13 protein-coding genes are annotated in these 14591 nt (G+C 71.0%); 3 read left to right on the top strand and 10 right to left on the bottom strand.

The features are described from left to right. On the top strand, positions 1-1265 hold a 1265-nt coding region (locus VLF38_RS10800; protein ID WP_325271265.1), incomplete at its 5' end, for an alpha-amylase family glycosyl hydrolase. A 100-nt stretch (positions 1266-1365) separates the two neighbouring features. Here VLF38_RS10800 and VLF38_RS10795 read toward each other — a convergent pair. From VLF38_RS10795 to pdxH, 6 genes are all read right to left on the bottom strand, one after another. Beyond that, positions 1366-1800 carry a MarR family winged helix-turn-helix transcriptional regulator gene (locus VLF38_RS10795; RefSeq protein WP_325271264.1) on the bottom strand — a complete coding sequence of 145 codons (435 nt, stop codon included), beginning with the start codon at positions 1798-1800 and terminating at the stop codon, positions 1366-1368. Next, on the bottom strand, positions 1797-3353 hold the full coding sequence (locus tag VLF38_RS10790) for an MFS transporter (RefSeq protein ID WP_325271263.1): 1557 nt from the start codon (positions 3351-3353) through the stop codon (positions 1797-1799). The genes VLF38_RS10795 and VLF38_RS10790 overlap by 4 nt, the downstream gene beginning before the upstream one ends. A gap of 418 nt (positions 3354-3771) precedes the next feature. Then, positions 3772-5775, bottom strand: coding sequence for an ABC transporter ATP-binding protein (locus tag VLF38_RS10785; protein WP_325271262.1), 2004 nt, complete (start codon positions 5773-5775; stop codon positions 3772-3774). Beyond that, complete coding sequence (locus VLF38_RS10780; RefSeq protein ID WP_325271261.1) at positions 5775-7508, bottom strand: ABC transporter ATP-binding protein; 1734 nt, start codon at positions 7506-7508, stop codon at positions 5775-5777. Before VLF38_RS10780 ends, VLF38_RS10785 begins: the two co-directional genes overlap by 1 nt. Beyond that, positions 7508-8083 (bottom strand): helix-turn-helix domain-containing protein, encoded by a 576-nt coding sequence (locus tag VLF38_RS10775; protein WP_325271260.1) that lies wholly within the window; start codon positions 8081-8083, stop codon positions 7508-7510. The genes VLF38_RS10780 and VLF38_RS10775 overlap by 1 nt, the downstream gene beginning before the upstream one ends. Before the next feature lie 76 nt (positions 8084-8159). Further along, entirely contained in the window at positions 8160-8804 is a 645-nt protein-coding gene (gene pdxH, locus VLF38_RS10770; protein ID WP_325271259.1) for a pyridoxamine 5'-phosphate oxidase, read from the bottom strand. 88 nt (positions 8805-8892) lie between these two features. Between pdxH and VLF38_RS10765 the strand changes: the two genes are divergently transcribed. Further along, complete coding sequence (locus tag VLF38_RS10765; protein ID WP_325271258.1) at positions 8893-10020, top strand: citrate synthase 2; 1128 nt, start codon at positions 8893-8895, stop codon at positions 10018-10020. Positions 10021-10074: 54 nt separating this feature from the next. On the opposite strand, the gene VLF38_RS10760 is transcribed toward VLF38_RS10765, so the two are convergent. Continuing rightward, positions 10075-10548: a GNAT family N-acetyltransferase gene (locus VLF38_RS10760; RefSeq protein ID WP_325271266.1), complete on the bottom strand. Its 474-nt coding sequence runs from the start codon at positions 10546-10548 to the stop codon at positions 10075-10077. A 73-nt stretch (positions 10549-10621) separates the two neighbouring features. Between VLF38_RS10760 and serC the strand changes: the two genes are divergently transcribed. After that, entirely contained in the window at positions 10622-11740 is a 1119-nt protein-coding gene (serC, locus tag VLF38_RS10755; RefSeq protein ID WP_325271257.1) for a phosphoserine transaminase, read from the top strand. 199 nt (positions 11741-11939) lie between these two features. On the opposite strand, the gene VLF38_RS10750 is transcribed toward serC, so the two are convergent. The 3 genes from VLF38_RS10750 to VLF38_RS10740 all read right to left on the bottom strand — a co-directional run. After that, positions 11940-12434: a macro domain-containing protein gene (locus VLF38_RS10750; RefSeq protein ID WP_325271256.1), complete on the bottom strand. Its 495-nt coding sequence runs from the start codon at positions 12432-12434 to the stop codon at positions 11940-11942. A gap of 74 nt (positions 12435-12508) precedes the next feature. Next, complete coding sequence (locus VLF38_RS10745; protein WP_325271255.1) at positions 12509-13594, bottom strand: alpha/beta fold hydrolase; 1086 nt, start codon at positions 13592-13594, stop codon at positions 12509-12511. A gap of 56 nt (positions 13595-13650) precedes the next feature. Beyond that, the coding region (locus VLF38_RS10740; RefSeq protein ID WP_325271254.1) for a DNA topoisomerase IB at positions 13651-14591 on the bottom strand (941 nt) is incomplete at its 5' end.

Below are 14591 nucleotides of genomic sequence, written 5' to 3'. Positions count from 1 at the left end.
ACGCGGGCCGCGGCAGCCCCGAGCGCGAGCGCTACGTCTTCCGCCAGGGGCGCGTGGACGACGACGGCGTGGAGCACCCGCCCAACAACTGGATGTCCCGCTTCGAGGGTCCGGCATGGACCCGCGTGCCCGATGACGCTGCTGAGCCGGAGGGTCCCGGCGAGTGGTACCTCCACCTCTTCGACACCAGCCAGCCGGACCTCAACTGGCACCACCCCGACGTTCCCGCGGAGTTCGACCGGATCCTGCGCTTCTGGCTCGACCGCGGTGCCGACGGCATCCGCATCGACGTCGCCCACGGACTCTTCAAGGCCCCCGGCCTCCCCGACCAGGTGCTCGGCCCGGGCGAGTCCGCCGACCCCGGCGAGTCGCTGATCACGCAGCGCCCCTCCCACACCCCGATGTGGAACCAGCCCGAGGTGCACGAGCTCTACCGCCACTGGCACCAGGTGCTCGCGGAGTACCCCGGCGACCGGATGGCGATCGCCGAGGCGTGGGTGAAGGACCCCGGCGACATCGCCGACTTCGTCCGTCCCGACGAGCTCCAGCAGGCGTTCAACTTCCACTGGCTCGCCGCCCCTTGGTCGGCCGCGTCGTTCCGTGGGGTCATCGAGCAGACCCTCGCGGTGGTCCCCGCCCCCACCTGGGTCCTCGGCAACCACGACGTCGTCCGCCCCGTCACCCGGTACGGCGGAGGTGAGCTCGGGCTGCAGCGCTGGAAGGCGGCCCTGCTGGCGATGCTGGCGCTGCCGGGGTCGGCGTACGTCCACCAGGGCGAGGAGCTCGGCCTCCCGCAGGTCGACGTCCCGCGCGAGCTGATGCAGGACCCGCGCGCCAACGTGCCGGGTCGTGGTGGCCGCGACGGCTGCCGCGTGCCGATGCCCTGGTCGGGCAGCGAGCCGCCGTACGGCTTCGGTCCCGGGGACGGCCAGCCCTGGCTGCCGCAGCCACCGGAGTGGGCGGACCTCTCGGTCGAGGCGCAGAGCGGCGTCGCGGGCTCCACCCTCGAGTTCGTACGCCGGGCGCTCGCCGTCCGCCGCGACCTGTCGGAGGACGCCGCGGTCCGCGACGGCGCCGTGCACGTCTACGGCACCGAGACCGAGCTGGTGATCCGGCGAGGGCCCCTGGTCTGCCACCTCAACACCGCGGACCAGCCGATCGCAGCGGCGCACCGGGAGAAGCTGCTCGACGGCAGCGACGTCCTGCTGTGCAGCGGAGACGAGCCCGGCGGGCCCGACACCGCCACCTGGCTGCTCGCCCGCTGACGCCGCTGATCGCCGAGCCTGCAGGTGTGGTCAGCCGACCTTGCACGTGTGGTCAACCGCTGACCGCACGTGCGGGTTCGCGTGACCACGTGCGGGTTCGTCAGGCTTCGAGGGAGGTGTTGTAGCGCTCCAGCATCGCGACGAAGGCATCCAGCTCGTCGTCGTCCCAGCCGGCGAGCTTGGCGGCGAACTCCGCGCGACGCGCGCGGACGACGGCCTCGAGCCGCTCGCGTCCGGCCGGGGTCAGCGCGACCACGTGGCCACGCCCGTCGTCGGGATCGCCGACCCGTGTCGCCAGGCCGAGGTCGACCAACTGGGTCACCGAACGGCTGACCGCCGCCTTCTCGATCGCCAGCATGCAGACCAGGTCGCGCTGGCGCAGGTCTCCGTGGCGGAAGAGATGGTCGGCGACGGCGTACCCGACCTCGCCGACCGCGGGGTCGAGGGCCGCGGCACGATCGGCGACCGCCCGGCGTACCCGGCGAGCGAGGACGCGCAGCTGGGCCTCCAGGGCGAGGACGGACTCGGTCTTCATCGCGCGACCGCCTCGAGCTCGGCATCGGTGTGGACGGTGCTGCGCAGGCGCACCTCCCGGACCAGGGCGACCACGACGATGGTGAACACCGCGGCGGGCAGGGCGAGCAGGAAGAGGTGCCCCGTCGCCTCGCCGAAGGCGCTCATGACCACCTCACGGGCAGGGCCGGGCAGAGTCGACAGGTCGGGGATCTCCTGGTGCCCCTCCGCCTGGACCGGAGCGCCGAGGCGCGCCATGCCCTGCGCCACGAGGTCGGTCACGCGGTGGCTGAGCGCCGTGCCGAGGAGGGCCACGCCGACGGCACCACCCATCGTGCGGAACGTCGCGACGAGCGAGGACGCCGCGCCGACGTCGCTGTGGGGCACGGAGTTCTGGACGGCGAGGACGAGGTTCTGCTGGAGGGCGCCCAGGCCCAGGCCCAGGACCGTCATCCAGAGGCCGACGACCCACAGGGCCGTGTCGCCGTCGATGGTCGCGAGCAGGCCGATGCCGAGCGTCATGACGAGGGCACCGACGACGAGCACGTCCTTCCAGAGTCCGGTGCGGCTGATCCGGCGACCGCTGCCGATGCTCGCGACCAGCAGGCCGAACACGAGCGGCAGCGACATCAGGCCGGCCTCGGTCGGCGTCAGGCCGTGCGAGAGCTGGAAGTACTGCGCCAGGAAGACCGTCGAGCCGAACATCGCCACACCCACGGTGAGGCTGGCCAGCACGGCGAGGGTGATGGTGCGGTTGCGGAAGAGCCGGAGCGGGATCATCGGCTCGGAGACCCTCGACTCCACGAGCACCGCGAGCACGAGGGCGACGACACCGCCGGTGACGAGCAGGGCCGTCTCGGTCGAGGCCCACGCGAAGCTGGAGCCGGCCAGGGAGACCCACGCCAGGAGCAGGCTCAGGCCGCCCGCGATGAGGGTGGCGCCGACGTAGTCGATGCGGGCCTCCTGGCGCACCGTCGGCAGGTGCAGCGTGCGCTGGAGGACGGCGAAGGCCAGCACCGCGAACGGCACCGCCACGAGGAAGCACCAGCGCCAGCTCAGGGCGTCGACGACGACACCCCCGATGAGCGGGCCCGAGACAGTGGCCACGGCGAACGCCGCTCCGAGATAACCGCTGTAGCGCCCGCGGTCGATCGGCGCGACGATGCTCGCGATCACGATCTGCACCAGCGCGGTCAGGCCACCGACACCGACGCCCTGCACCACGCGGGCGCCGATCAGCATCTCCATGCTGGTGGCGCAGGCGGCGAGGACGGAGCCGGCGACGTAGACGACGAGCGCGACCTGGACCAGCGTCTTCTTGTTGAAGAGGTCGGCGAGCTTGCCCCAGATCGGGGTCGTCGCGGTCAGCGCGAGCAGCGTGCCGACCATGACCCAGGTGTAGCCCGACTCGGTGCCGCCCAGGTCGTGGACGATCACCGGCAGCGCGTTGGAGACGACGGTCGAGGCGAGCATCGCGACGAACATCGCCAGGATCAGGCCCGAGAGGGCCTCGAGGACCTCACGGTGCGTCATCGGTGCCGCAGAGGCGGCGTGCTGGGTCGTGCTGGTGGACATGGTTCTCCCGGACTGGTCGTTGTCGAAAACAACTATCCGATATTTCGTTGTCAAATGCAACGTGATCTGTCGCGCAGCGCCGAGGTGGGGCTTGTGGCCACGCGAGGTGGGGCTTGTGGCCACGCGAAGTGGGGCTCGTGGTGCGAAATGGGAACGACCCGCAGGCCTTGTCCAGCCGCCCAGGACGGGGGCGGAGCCTGCGGGTCGCGGTGACTGCGGTGGATTCGCTGCGCGACGCCCACCGGAGTGCGCATCAGCTGCTAGCGCGCAGCCACCTCACGCGTCCTCGAAGAAATCATTTCCCGGACCACCTCCTTTCCCGTGGCCTACGACGGTACGCCGGGGCGCGGCGTACGTCGACGGCTTTTTCGCGTGACCACAAGCCCCACCTCGCGTGACCACAAGCCCCACCTCGGCGTCAGGCGGCGTCGACCGGCGCCTCGAACTGCGAGCGGTACAGCGCGGCGTACGCACCGTTCGCCTCGAGCAGGGCGGAGTGCGAGCCCTGCTCGACGATCCGGCCGTCCTCCATGACCAGGATCAGGTCGGCATCGCGGATCGTGGAGAGCCGGTGCGCGATCACGAACGACGTGCGGTCGGAGCGCAGCGCCGCCATCGCCTGCTGGAGCAGCAGCTCCGTGCGGGTGTCGACCGACGAGGTCGCCTCGTCGAGGATCAGCAGCGCCGGGTCACTCAGGAACGCGCGAGCGATCGTGATCAGCTGCCGCTCCCCCGCCGACACCGAGCCGCCGTCGCCGGAGATCACCGTGTCGTAGCCCTCGGGCAGCGAGTGCACGAAGCGGTCCACGAAGGTCGCGCGTGCGGCCGACAGGATCTCCTCCTCCGCGGCAGACGGCCGGCCGTAGGCGATGTTCTCCCGGATCGTGCCCTCAAAGAGCCAGGTGTCCTGCAGGACCATGCCGATCCGGTCGCGGAGCTCCCGCCGCGGCAGCGTCGCGATGTCAACCCCGTCGAGCGTGATCCGGCCCGCGTTGAGCTCGTAGAAGCGCAGGATCAGGTTGACCAGCGTGGTCTTGCCGGCACCGGTCGGGCCGACGATCGCCACGGTCTGGCCCGGAGCCACGTCCAGCGAGAGGCCCTCGATCAGCGGCACGTCGGGCTCGTAGGAGAAGGCGACGTCCTCGAACGACACCGCACCCCGCGTCACCCGGTCACCCACCGAGGCAGCCGGCTCCACCGACTCCTCCTCGGCGTCGAGGAGCTCGAAGACGCGCTCGGCCGACGCGACGCCGGACTGGAGCAGGTTCGCCATCGAGGCGACCTGGGTCAGCGGCTGGGTGAACTGCCGGGAGTACTGGATGAACGCCTGCACGTCACCCAGGCTCATCGAGCCCGACGCCACCTTCAGGCCGCCGACGACGGCGACCACGACGTAGTTGAGGTTCCCGACGAACATCATCAGCGGCATGATCAGTCCGCTGGCGAACTGCGCACCGAACGACGCCTTGAAGAGCGCCTCGTTCTGCTCCGCGAACCGCTCCTCGGCCTCGGGCAGCCGGCCGTAGACGCGGACCAGCGCGTGGCCGGCGAAGGTCTCCTCGATCTGCCCGTTGAGGACGCCGGTGCGGCGCCACTGGTCGACGAAGAGGCCCTGCGAGCGGCCCATCACCTGCTTGCTGATGACCAAGGTCAGCGGCACGGCGACGAGGGAGATCACCGCGAGCAGCGGCGAGATCCAGAACATCATCGCGAGTACGCCGACCACCGTGAGCAGCGAGGTCAGCAGCTGCGCCAGCGTCTGCTGCAGGGACTGGGCGAGGTTGTCGATGTCGTTGGTGACACGACTGAGCAGCTCGCCCCGCGGCTGTCGGTCGAAGTAGCCCAGCGGCAGCCGGTGGATCTTCTCCTCCACCTCGGAGCGCAGGTCGGAGACCGTGCGCTGCACGACGTCGGTGACGAACCAGCCCTGGAGCCAGCCGGCGACCGTCGCCGCGACGTACACGCCGAGGACGATCAGCAGCACCGTGCCGACGGCGCCGAAGTCGACCCCCTGTCCGGGGACGACGTCCAGCGTCGCGAGCATGTCGGCGAACGTCGAGTCCCCCTGCGCCCGGGCCGCCTCGACGGCCTGCGCCTTCGTCAGGTGCTCGTCACCCAGCTGGCGGCCGAAGAGGCCGTTGAAGATCAGGTCGGTCACGTGACCGAGCAGCTTCGGCGCCACCACCGAGAAGGCGACCGAGAGCACGCCGAGGACCACGACGAGGCCGATGCGGGCACGGTCGGGCGCCATGCGGCGCAGCAGCCGCTTGAGCGACGGCTTGAAGTTGCTGGCCTTCTGGCCGACCTGACCGCCGCCGAACGGGCCGCCGCGGCCGGGGCCGCCGCCCATCACGATGCGCTCGGTCTGCTTCATCTGGCCCTTGGCCGGGCTGTCGGCGTTGGTCGAGCTTGTCGAGGCCATCAGGCCACCTCCTCCTCGGTCAGCTGCGACCGGACGATCTCCTGGTAGGTCGGGCACTCCGCGAGCAACGACGCGTGCGTGCCGAGCCCGACGACACGGCCGTCGTCGAGGACGACGATCTGGTCGGCGTCACGGATCGAGCTGACCCGCTGCGCGACCACGAGCACGGTCGAGTCGGCGGTGACCGACGGCAGTGCGCGACGCAGCCGGGCGTCGGTCGCCACGTCGAGCGCCGAGAAGGAGTCGTCGAGGATCAGGATCCGCGGACGGCGCACGAGGGCTCGGGCGATCGCGAGCCGCTGCCGCTGCCCGCCGGAGAAGTTGGTGCCGCCCTGGGCAACCGGGGCGTCGAGGCCCTCCGCCAGCGCCTGGACGAAGTCCGAGCCCTGCGCGACGCGCAGCGCCGCCCACGTCTCCTCGTCGGTCGCATCGCCCCTGCCGACCTGGAGGTTGGAGCGGATCGTGCCGCCGAAGAGGAACGCCTTCTGCGGCACGATGCCGGTCAGCGACCACAGCGCCTCGAGGTCGAGGTCGCGGACGTCGACGCCGTCGATCCGCACGACACCCGCGGTGGCGTCGTACAGGCGAGGGACGAGGTCGACGAGGGTCGACTTGCCCGCACCCGTCGACCCGACGATGGCCGTCGTCTGACCGGGGCGCGCAGTGAAGGTGATGTCGGTGAGGACCGGGTCACCCGCGCCGGGGTAGGCGAAGCCGACGCCCTCGAAGGAGACCTCGCCCCGCGGCGCCTCGAGGGCGATCGGCGTGACGGGCTGGCGCACGGACGCCTCGGTGTCGAGCACCTCGCCGATCCGCTCGGCACAGACCGCTGCGCGCGGCACCTGGACCAGCATGAACGTCGCCATCATGACGCTCATCAGGATCTGCATGAGGTAGCTCATGAACGCCGTGAGCGCACCGATCTGCATCGTGCCGTCGTCGATGCGGTGCGCGCCGAACCAGTACACGCCCACGATCGAGACGTTCATGATCAGCATGACCGTGGGGAACATCGCGCCCATCCAGCGGCCGGTGCTGGTGGCCACGTCGGTGAGGTCCCGGTTCGCCCGGGCGAAGCGGGCGGTCTCCTCCGGCTCGCGGACGAACGCGCGGACCACGCGGATGCCGGTGATCTGCTCGCGCAGCACCCGGTTGACCACGTCGATGCGCCCCTGCATGACCTTGAAGCCCGGCACCATCCGGCTGATGATGAAGCCGACCGTGACCAGCAGCGCGGGCACGGTGACCGCGAGCAGCCACGACAGGCCGAGCTCCTCGCGCATCGCCATGATGATGCCGCCGGCCATCATGATCGGCGCACTGACCAGCATCGTCAGGCCCATCAGCACGAGCATCTGGACCTGCTGGACGTCGTTGGTGCCGCGCGTGATCAGCGACGGCGCGCCGAACTGCGCGACCTCACGGCTCGAGAAGGAGCCGACGCGGTGGAAGACCTGGCGGCGCACGTCGCGACCGAAGCCCATCGCCGTACGCGAGGAGAACCAGACGGCGACGACCGAGCAGGCGATCTGGCCGAGGCTGACCGCGAGCATGAGGCCACCGGCCCGCCAGATGTAGCCGACGTCGCCGCGGGCCACGCCGAGGTCGATGATGTCGGCGTTGATGTGCGGCAGCCACAGCATCGCGAGCGTGCTGAGGAACTGCAGGAGAACGACCACGGCGAGGGCGGTCCGGTACGGGCGCAGCTGGGTGCGCAACAGGGCGAGAAGCATCAGTGGTCCCCCTTGAGCGTGCCGTGCAGCACGACGTCGACGATCTGATCGGGCGTGAGCAGGCGGCCCTCGGTGATGTGCGGGTGGCTGCCCGAGAAGGTCAGCAGGCGAAGCGTGTGCGCCACCTGGGGTACGTCGACGCGGAAGCTCGCCGCGTCGGGCGCGAGCAGTGCCTCGATCGCCGCGGCGCCACGCGCGCGCAGCTCCTCGGTGTGCTGGCGGGCGCGGGGCGGCTGGAGCATGCCCATCCGCGCCATCAGCGTGAACATCGCGGTGAAGCGCTCCGAGATGAGGGTCACGACCTCGACCATCCGGTCGCGCAGCGGCTGCTCCAGGTCGATCGCCTCGGTGCGCTCGATGAGGTCGGTGGGGTCGAACGCCTCCTCCAGCGCACAGAGGAAGAGGTCGTCCTTGGTCTCGAATGCGCGGAAGATCGTGCCCTCCGCGACGCCCGCAGCCTCGGCGATCTGCTTGGTGGTCGTGGCGCGGCCGTGCTCACGAAGGAGCGGCAACGTGACCTCGATCAGCTGCGCGCGCCGTGCCGCCGGACTCAGGGGCGTTGCTCGGGGTGTCATGCGACGAGCATAAGTGAGTGAGCACTCACTCCGCAGCCGACTTTCGTCTAGATCGTGGCGTGACCGCCCGGATGGATCAGGGCGCCAGCCGCTCGACGGACCACGTGCCCGCCTCCGTGCGCTCGTAACGGAAGCGGTCGTGCAGCCGGTTCGTGCCGCCCTGCCAGAACTCGAAGGCGTGCGGGCGGACCGCGTAGCCGCCCCAGCCCTCCGGCACCGGGACCTCGTCGGGATGCTCGCGGTCGGCGGCCTCGAACCGCGCGCGGAGCTCCTCGAGCGAGACCTGCTTCGACTGCGGCGAGGCGACCGCTCCCAACTGCGCGCCTCGCGGGCGCGTGTGGAAGTAGTGGTCGACCTCGACGCGGGACAACGCCGTCGCGACCCCCTCGACCCGGACCTGGCGCTGCATCCCGTGCCACGGGAAGAGCAGCGCGCACCGCGGGTTGGCTGCCAGCTCCTCCCCCTTGCGCGAGCGCTGGTTGGTGAAGAAGTGGAAGCCCTGCTGGTCCAGTCCCTTGAGCAGCACGATCCGGGACGACGGCTGGCCCGCGGGCGAGACGGTCGCCACCACCATCGCGTTCGGCTCCGCGAGCTCACGGGCATCGGCGAACCAGTCACGGAAGAGATCGAGCGGGTCAGCGGGCAGATCACCCTCGCGCAACGGGCGCGCACCCGCGCCTGTGCCGTACTCGGACCGGAGGGTGGGCAGTTGCTCGTCCATGTCCCCATGATGCTTGAATGCGAGAGGCCCACGCCGGGATCGCGGAGCGGGCCACTTCGTCCACACCGCGTTGAGCAAGGAGCGTCCCATGACTGCCGCGGAGAGCAACGGCCCCGTCGTCCACGAGGGTCTCGAGGGCGTCGTCGCGTTCTCGACCGAGATCGCCGAGCCGGACAAGGAGGGCTCCGCCCTCCGCTACCGCGGCGTCGACATCGAGGAGATCGCGGGCCGGATCCCGTTCGAGAAGGTCTGGGGCCTGCTCGTCGACGGCGAGTTCGACCCGGGCCTGCAGCCCGCCGAGGCGTACTCGCTGCCCGTCCACACCGGCGACGTCCGCGTCGACCTGCAGTCGGCCATCGCGCAGCTCGCGCCGGCGTTCGGCATCACCTACACCTACGACTCGACGCCGGAGAAGGTCCGCGAGGACCTCGGCCGCGCCGCCGTCATGGTGCTCGCCTGGGCCGGCCAGTCCGCCCGCGGCATCGGCCACCCGGTCGTCTCGCAGCGCCTCGTCGACGAGGGCAAGACCCTCGCGGAGAAGTTCCTCATCCGCTGGCGGGGCGAGGCCGACCCGCGCCACGCCAAGGCGATCGACGCCTACTGGTCGTCGGCCGCCGAGCACGGCATGAACGCCTCCACGTTCACCGCCCGCGTCATCACCTCCACCGGCGCCGACGTCGCGGCCGCCCTCTCTGGCGCCATCGGCGCGATGTCCGGCCCGCTGCACGGCGGCGCCCCCTCGCGCGTGCTCGGCATGATCGAGGAGGTCGAGAAGCAGGGCGACGCGCGTAAGTACGTCAAGAACCTCCTCGACTCCGGCGAGCGCCTGATGGGCTTCGGCCACCGCGTCTACCGCGCCGAGGACCCGCGCGCCCGCGTGCTCCGTCGTACGGCGAAGGAGCTCGGCGCCGAGCGCTACGAGGTCGCCGAGGCGCTCGAGCAGGCGGCGCTGACCGAGCTGCGCGAACGTCGTCCCGACCGCGTGCTCGAGACCAACGTGGAGTTCTGGGCCGCGATCGTCCTCGACTTCGCCGAGGTCCCGGCCAACATGTTCACCTCGATGTTCACCTGCGCCCGCACCGGTGGCTGGTCGGCGCACATCCTCGAGCAGAAGAAGACCGGTCGCCTGATCCGCCCGTCGGCCGTCTACACCGGCCCCGCGTCGCGCCCGGTCACCGAGGTCCCCGGCTACCACCCGGAGTGGCACCAGGCCTGACCCACGCCGTACGCCGAAGCGGCGCGAACTCACAGCTCCACCCCGCCGAGGCGGTCAGGTGAGGCGCTTGCCGAAGAAGAAGGCGCCCGGGTGGCACGCATACGGACCCCAGCCGCCTGTCAGCCGCTCGTAGCCGGAGGACACGTAGAGGGTGATCGCCTCGGGCTGGCGATCCCCCGTGTTGAGCACCATCACGTCGTGGCCTGCCACGCGCGCCGCCTCCTCGAGGTGTCCGAGCATCTGCCGGGCGAAGCCGCGACGCTGCGCCTCCTCGACGACGTACATGCGCTTCACCTCGGCCGTGGCCGTCGACCCGAGCGCGGGCAGCCCCACGTGCCGCCACGCACCGCTCGCTACCGCGACACCGTCGAGGTAGCCGATGTAGAACTCCCCTGCCGGCGGGGCGAACTCCGCGGGGTCCATCGGCGATCCGTCGGGGCCTCCGTAGCGAACCGCGTAGATCGCCTGCACGCGCGCGGTCAGGGCGAAGGCGTCCGGATGGTCATACGGCACCCGCACGATCTCCATCACGCTGTCACAATAGGACCCTGACAACGGGGTCAGGTGCCACGATCGACCACGCCGTGAAAAGGTGACCCACGTGACCGAGATCCAGATCCCCGTTGACCTGCTCCCCAAGGACGGCCGCTTCGGCGCCGGTCCCTCGAAGATCGCCCCCGGCGCCCTCGACGCGCTGGCCGCGACCGGCACCTCCCTGATGGGCACCTCGCACCGCCAGGCCGCGGTGAAGAACACCGTCGGCCGCGTCCGCGAGGGCCTCGGCAGCTTCTTCGACCTGCCCGAGGGCTACGAGGTCGTCTTCGGCAACGGTGGTGCCACGGCGTTCTGGGACATCGCCACCTTCGGCCTGATCCGGGAGAAGTCGCAGCACCTCTCCTTCGGCGAGTTCTCCTCGAAGTTCGCCGCCGCTGCCAAGGCCGCCCCGTGGATCGCCGACCCGTCGGTGATCAAGTCCGAGCCCGGCACGCGTCCGGTCGCGGTCGCCGAGGAGGGCATCGACCTCTACGGCTGGGCCCACAACGAGACCTCCACCGCCGTCATGGCGCCGGTCGTCCGACCGGCGGGTGCTGCCGACGACGCGCTCGTCGCGATCGACGCCACCTCCGGCGCCGGCGGTCTCCCTGTCGACCTCAACCAGGTCGACGTCTACTACTTCGCCCCGCAGAAGTGCTTCGCCTCCGACGGCGGCACCTGGTTCGCGATCATGTCGCCGCGCGCCCTCGCCCGCGTCGAGGAGATCAAGGCGTCGGGCCGCTTCATCCCGGCCTTCTTCGACCTCGGCACCTGCATCGAGCAGTCGCGCCTCAACCAGACCTACAACACCCCGTCGGTCGCCACCTTCTTCCTGATGGCCGAGCAGCTCGACTGGATGAACGCCAACGGCGGCCTCACGGGCATGGTCGAGCGCACCACCGCTTCGTCCAACGCCCTCTACGGCTGGGCCGAGCGCACCGCCTACACCACGCCGTACGTCGCGAACGCCGAGGAGCGCTCGCTCGTCATCGGCACGATCGACTTCAACGACGACATCGACGCTGCCGTCGTCGCCAAGACGCTGCGCGCCAACGGCGTCGTCGACACCGAGCCCTACCGCAAGCTCGGCCGCAACCAGCTCCGCATCGCGATGTACCCCGCGATCGACCCGAGCGACATCGAGCTGCTGACGAAGTCCATCGACTACGTCGTCGACGCTCTCTGAGCCCACGCTCCGGCGTACGTCGGGCCCGTCACCCCAGGGTGGCGGGCCCTTCGTCATCTCGGGCACCGAGCGACAGCAGCGCTGCTCCGCGCACGGAGCACCACACTTCCCGCCCGGCGGGGCTTCCGTCACGCTGCCACGGTGGAGCGCCGCGTTGAACTGTGGTGCTTCGGGCGAGGCGGCGCACCCACGGGCCGGCTCACGCCAGCGCAGCAGTCACCACGTCGTACGACGGGTCGCTGAACGCCACGAACCGCGCCTCGTCGACCCCGGTCGGGGCCGCCTCGAAACCCTCGAGCGCAGCGGAGAGCGACTCCTCGACCGACCAGCCGTAGACGCCGGCGCCCACGAGCGGGAACGCGACGCTGCGCGCGCCCAGCTCGTCGGCGACCTCGAGGCAGCGGCGGTAGCAGGAGACGAGGAGCGCGCGATCGGTCTCACCGGCGTGGCGGTTGGGACCGACGGTGTGGATCACCCAGCGCGCAGGCAGATCACCCGCGATCGTCCACCCGGCATCACCGGTCGCGAGCCCGCGCGGGAACCGCGCGACACAGTCAGCCAGGACGGCCGGCCCGCCCGCACGGTGGATGGCGCCGTCGACTCCCCCACCGCCGCGCATGCGGTTGTTGGCGGCGTTGACGACCGCGTCGACGTGCTCGGCGGTGATGTCTCCGCGAACGACCGTGATCCTCATGCGGCCGACGCTACGCCGGGGCCCCGACGGATCAAGCCCGCCGGATCAAGCCCGCCGGATCAAGGCCCGTCGGATCAGGCCAGGTCGTGGTCGGCGAGGAACTGGTCCATGTGCTTCCAGCTCGTCGCGTGGGCCATCGCACCGGTGAGCACGCCGAGGTGGCCACCGGGGGCGACCTCGAGGCGGACCTCGGGGCTGTTGGGCAGGATCGCGGCAGCGTGGTGCACCGCGGGAACCGGCGCGAGGACGTCGGCGGAGCCGCCGATGACCATGACCGGCACCTGCACGTCGGCGAAGTCGACCAGGCGGTTCGGCCCCTGGACCTTGCCCGTCGCGACCTCGTTGCGCATCGCCATCTGCAGGTAGACCTGGAGGGTGGCACGACCGGGGTAGGCGAGCATGTTGTTCATCAGCGCGTCGACCGCCTGGATCTGGGCGAGGAAGTCGCGGTCGTCGCGCTTGCTCCAGATCTTCATCGGCTTGCGGAGGTACGTCGGGATCGCGGTCGCCTTGAAGCCCAGGCTGACCATGGGCGACGGGATCGAGCCGATCGCCCGGATGCCGGTGCCGACGATCCGTCCGCCGGTGGCCCGGCCGATGAAGCGCAGCGGCCGCATGAGCGGCACCTTCGACATGTCGAACGGGCTGCCGACGGCGGTCACGCTCGCGATCGGGAGCTCCGGGTGGACCGCCGCGACACCCACGGACATCAGGCCGCCGAGCGACCAGCTGACCAGGTGCACGTCAGCTCCGTCGTGCTCTGCCGACACACGCTTGATCGCCTCCGGGATCACGTCGTTGATCCAGAACTCGATGCCGAGGTCCTTGTCGGCGCTCTTCACCTCGTCGTAGTCCACGAGGTAGGTCGTGCGACCGGTCAGCAGGAAGTGCTCGGCCAGCGAGCAGCCCTGGCGCAGGTCGAAGCAGAGCGACTGTGCCCCCAGGGGCGGCACGAAGAGGACCGGCAGGCCGACTGCCGGGATGCCTCGCTTGGCCGTGTAGCGGGAGAGGCGGCGAGCCCGGCCGGTGTCGATGACCTCGCTCGGGGTCCGCGTCAGGTCCGCGATGCCGCGGCGGACCAGGAAGTCCCAGAGGTTGACGACGGCCTGGCGCCGCTGCGCCAGGGGTCGCTTGGGGTCGAAGAGGGCGGGCGTGCTCACCTCCGCAACCTACCGCCGACGAGAGACCCGTGGAACCCGTTCCCGGTGCGCGGTCCTCACGCCAGGAGCCGGACCACGGCGCGCTCGAGGGCCGCCTGCCGGGCGTCGGGATCGGCGTACGTCCGACGGGTGGTGGCCGCGATGGTCCGGCCCTGCTCCCAGGCGTCCACGAACCGCGGGTCGACGTACGACGCCCGGGCCACCGCGGGGGTGTTGCCGAGGTAGTCGGCGACCTCGCGCATCGCCGCCGCAGCCGTACGCCGACCGGCCGAGGCCGTCTCCGCAGGCCCGGCCTCGGCGAGGGCCACGGCCGCGAGGACCGTCGCGTGCCAGGTGCGGAGGTCCTTCGCGGTCACGTCGAGGCCGGTCACCTCGCGGACGTAGGCGTTGACCGTGGCGGGGTCGAGCGTGCGCCAGCGGCTCCCGTCACGCCATGCGAGGAGCTGCCGGGCTCCCCGCCGCCGGCGCATCGCCGCGACGGCGTCGACGACGAGCGGGTCGGCGATCTCGATCGCGTGCTCGACCCCGGACTTGCCGGTGAACTCGAAGAGGAGGCTGCCGTTGCGTCGGCGGACGTGCTCCACCTCGAGCGTGGTCAGGCCGAAGCTGCCGTGCTCGTCGGCGTAGACGTCGTTGCCGATGCGGAAGTAGCCGAGGTCGATGAGGCGGAACGCGCAGGCACATGCCCGCTCGAGGGGGAGGCCGTCGAGGGCGAGGTCGTCGCGCACGCTGTCGCGGATGCGCGGGAGGCGCTGGCCGAGGCCCCGTACCCGCTCGAACTTCTCCGCGTCGCGACGCGTGCGCCACGCCGGGTGGTAGAGGTACTGCCGACGTCCGGCGTCGTCGGTGCCGACCGCCTGGAGATGACCATGTGCGTGTGCGCAGATCCAGACGTCACTCCACGCCGGGGGGATGACGAGCGCCTTGCAGCGTGCGATCTCCTCGTCACTGAGCCGCTGCCCGTCGGCATCGAGGTAGACGAAGCCGCGGCCGGACC

Origin of the sequence: Nocardioides sp. (assembly GCF_035481145.1) — a bacterium.
In the GTDB taxonomy this organism is placed as follows: domain Bacteria; phylum Actinomycetota; class Actinomycetes; order Propionibacteriales; family Nocardioidaceae; genus Nocardioides.
Note: the sequence above shows the minus strand (reverse complement) of the source record. Positions and strands in the feature narration are given on the sequence as shown.

What these genes read in the sequence shown, in the direction of transcription:
- VLF38_RS10795 (WP_325271264.1), bottom strand. Translation starts at nt 1,800, where the DNA reads ATGAAGACCGAGTCCGTCCTCGCCCTGGAGGCCCAGCTGCGCGTCCTC.
- VLF38_RS10790 (WP_325271263.1), bottom strand. Translation starts at nt 3,353, where the DNA reads ATGTCCACCAGCACGACCCAGCACGCCGCCTCTGCGGCACCGATGACG.
- VLF38_RS10785 (WP_325271262.1), bottom strand. Translation starts at nt 5,775, where the DNA reads ATGGCCTCGACAAGCTCGACCAACGCCGACAGCCCGGCCAAGGGCCAG.
- VLF38_RS10780 (WP_325271261.1), bottom strand. Translation starts at nt 7,508, where the DNA reads ATGCTTCTCGCCCTGTTGCGCACCCAGCTGCGCCCGTACCGGACCGCC.
- VLF38_RS10775 (WP_325271260.1), bottom strand. Translation starts at nt 8,083, where the DNA reads ATGACACCCCGAGCAACGCCCCTGAGTCCGGCGGCACGGCGCGCGCAG.
- pdxH (WP_325271259.1), bottom strand. Translation starts at nt 8,804, where the DNA reads ATGGACGAGCAACTGCCCACCCTCCGGTCCGAGTACGGCACAGGCGCG.
- VLF38_RS10765 (WP_325271258.1), top strand. Translation starts at nt 8,893, where the DNA reads ATGACTGCCGCGGAGAGCAACGGCCCCGTCGTCCACGAGGGTCTCGAG.
- VLF38_RS10760 (WP_325271266.1), bottom strand. Translation starts at nt 10,548, where the DNA reads ATGGAGATCGTGCGGGTGCCGTATGACCATCCGGACGCCTTCGCCCTG.
- VLF38_RS10750 (WP_325271256.1), bottom strand. Translation starts at nt 12,434, where the DNA reads ATGAGGATCACGGTCGTTCGCGGAGACATCACCGCCGAGCACGTCGAC.